The 2,255-nt window shown below is 71.4% G+C and carries 3 protein-coding genes; all 3 read right to left on the bottom strand.

The window, feature by feature from the left end:
- Window positions 1–661: aminotransferase class I/II-fold pyridoxal phosphate-dependent enzyme (locus tag ACOV8S_RS08540; protein WP_448317086.1), on the bottom strand; the 661-nt coding region annotated here is incomplete at its 3' end.
- Between the two features lie 57 nt (window positions 662–718).
- On the bottom strand, window positions 719–1,747 hold the full coding sequence (gene tdh / locus ACOV8S_RS08535; protein WP_448317084.1) for an L-threonine 3-dehydrogenase: 1,029 nt from the start codon (window positions 1,745–1,747) through the stop codon (window positions 719–721).
- A 192-nt stretch (window positions 1,748–1,939) separates the two neighbouring features.
- Window positions 1,940–2,255 (bottom strand): DUF742 domain-containing protein (locus ACOV8S_RS08530; protein WP_448317082.1); only part of this gene is annotated, 316 nt, incomplete at its 5' end.

Here is a 2,255-nt window from a genome sequence, read left to right as displayed (position 1 = left end):
GCCCGACGAAGCCCACGGCGTGGGAGTCGTCGACCATCACCATGGCGTCGTACCGGTCGGCGAGGTCGCAGATCTCGTCGAGCGGCGCGAGGTAGCCGTCCATGGAGAAGACGCCGTCGGTGACGATCAGCTTCCTGCGCGCCCCGGAGGCGGCCTTGAGCTGGGCCTCCAGGTCGGCCATGTCGCGGTTGGCGTAGCGGAAGCGCTGCGCCTTGGAGAGGCGGATGCCGTCGATGATCGACGCGTGGTTGAGGGCGTCGGAGATCACCGCGTCCTCGGCCCCGAGCAGCGTCTCGAAGACGCCTCCGTTGGCGTCGAAGCAGGAGGAGTAGAGGATGGTGTCCTCCTGGCCGAGGAACGCCGAGAGGCGCGCCTCGAGCTCCTTGTGCACCTCCTGGGTGCCGCAGATGAAGCGGACGGAGGCCATGCCGTAGCCCCAGCGGTCGAGCGCCGCGTGGGCGGCGGCGACGATCTCGGGATGGTCGGCGAGGCCGAGGTAGTTGTTGGCGCAGAAGTTCAGCACCTCGCCGGGGCGGCCGCCGGCGGTGACGTCGACCTTGGCGGACTGCGGGGTGCCGATGACCCGCTCGGGCTTGTGCAGGCCGGCGGCGCGGATCTCGTCGAGGGTGGCGCGGATGTCGTCGCGCACGGAGTCGAACATCTTGGGCTCCAGGCTCCAGAAGGTGGTTGCGGGGCGGCGGACGGCCGGGGCCGCGGGTCAGACGGTCCAGTCGAGGATGACCTTGCCGCCCTTGCCGGCCGCGGCGTCGGCGAACGCCGCCTCGAAGTCGCGGTGGTCGTAGCGGCCGGTGATCACCGGGGCGAGGTCCAGGCCGTTCTCCAGGAGCACGGACATGGCGTACCAGGTTTCGAACATCTCGCGGCCGTAGATGCCCTTGACGGTGAGCATGGAGGTGACGATCCGGGACCAGTCGACCGGGAACTCCTCGGAGGGCAGGCCGAGCATGGCGATGCGGCCGCCGTGCGTCATGTTGGCGATCATCTCGCGCATCGCGGCGGCCTGGCCGGACATCTCCAGGCCGATGTCGAAGCCCTCGCGCAGGCCGAGTTCGCGCTGGCCGTCGGCGATCGTCGTCCGCGCCACATTGAGGGCGAGGTCGGCTCCGATCTTCCGGGCCAGGTCGAGGCGTTCGTCGCTGACGTCGGTGACGACGACGTTGCGCGCGCCGGCGTGCTTGGCGACGGCGGCGGCCATCAGGCCGATCGGGCCTGCGCCGGTGATCAGGACGTCCTCGTTGACCAGCGGGAAGGACAGCGCGGTGTGCACCGCGTTGCCGAACGGGTCGAAGATCGCGGCGACGTCGAGGTCGACGGGCACGCGGTGCACCCAGACGTTGGTCGCGGGCAGCGCCACGTACTCGGCGAAGGCGCCGTCGCGGCCGACGCCGAGGCCGACGGTGGCGCGGCACAGGTGCCGGCGTCCGGCCAGGCAGTTGCGGCACCGGCCGCAGACCAGGTGGCCCTCGCCGCTGACCCGGTCGCCGGGCTTGATCTCGGCGACGTCACGGCCGGTCTCGACGACCTCGCCGACGAACTCGTGGCCGACGACCAGCGGGGTGGTGATGGCCTGCTGGGCCCAGCCGTCCCAGGCGCGGATGTGCAGGTCGGTGCCGCAGATGCCGGTGCGCAGCACCTTGATCAGCACGTCGCCGGGGCCGATCGTGGGCTCCGGGACGTCCGTGAGCCACAGACCCGGCTCCGCCTTCTCCTTGACCAGCGCCTTCACCGATGCGGCTCCTGTGCGTGCGTTCCCGTGCCCGGGCATGGCGAAGCAGCCCGGGCACGGGGAAGAGGTTGGGTTACCTCTAGAACATGCCGCACCGGAGGCGTCCGGGTCCATCGAGGTTTTCTTAACCTCGGCCTCAGGATTCCTTCAGACGCCGCCCTGGTGTCCGCCCGGGGGCGGTGTGACCCGTGTTCAGAGGCGTCGCCGCAGCTCGTCGCGGACGTGCCGTAGCACGGCGGGGTCCGCGGGGGTGTGCCGGAAGGACGGCGCCTCGGCGAGGACCAGTCCGGCCTCGACGAGGTCGGAGACCACCACCTTGGCGACGGCCGCCGGCAGCCCGAGCCGGGCGGCGAGTTCGGCGACGGTCACCGGGGTGCGGGCGAGTTTCAGGGCGCGGCCGTGCTCGGGGCCGGGATGGCCGGTCGCCGGGTGCCCGGTCGCCGTCACATGGGTCAGCAGGTCGAGTTCGGCGGTGGGCCGGGTACGGCCGTTGCTCACCGTGTAGGGG

The sequence above is a fragment of the Streptomyces sp. CO7 genome (assembly GCF_053474865.1).
This window is presented reverse-complemented; position numbering and strand designations above follow the sequence as displayed.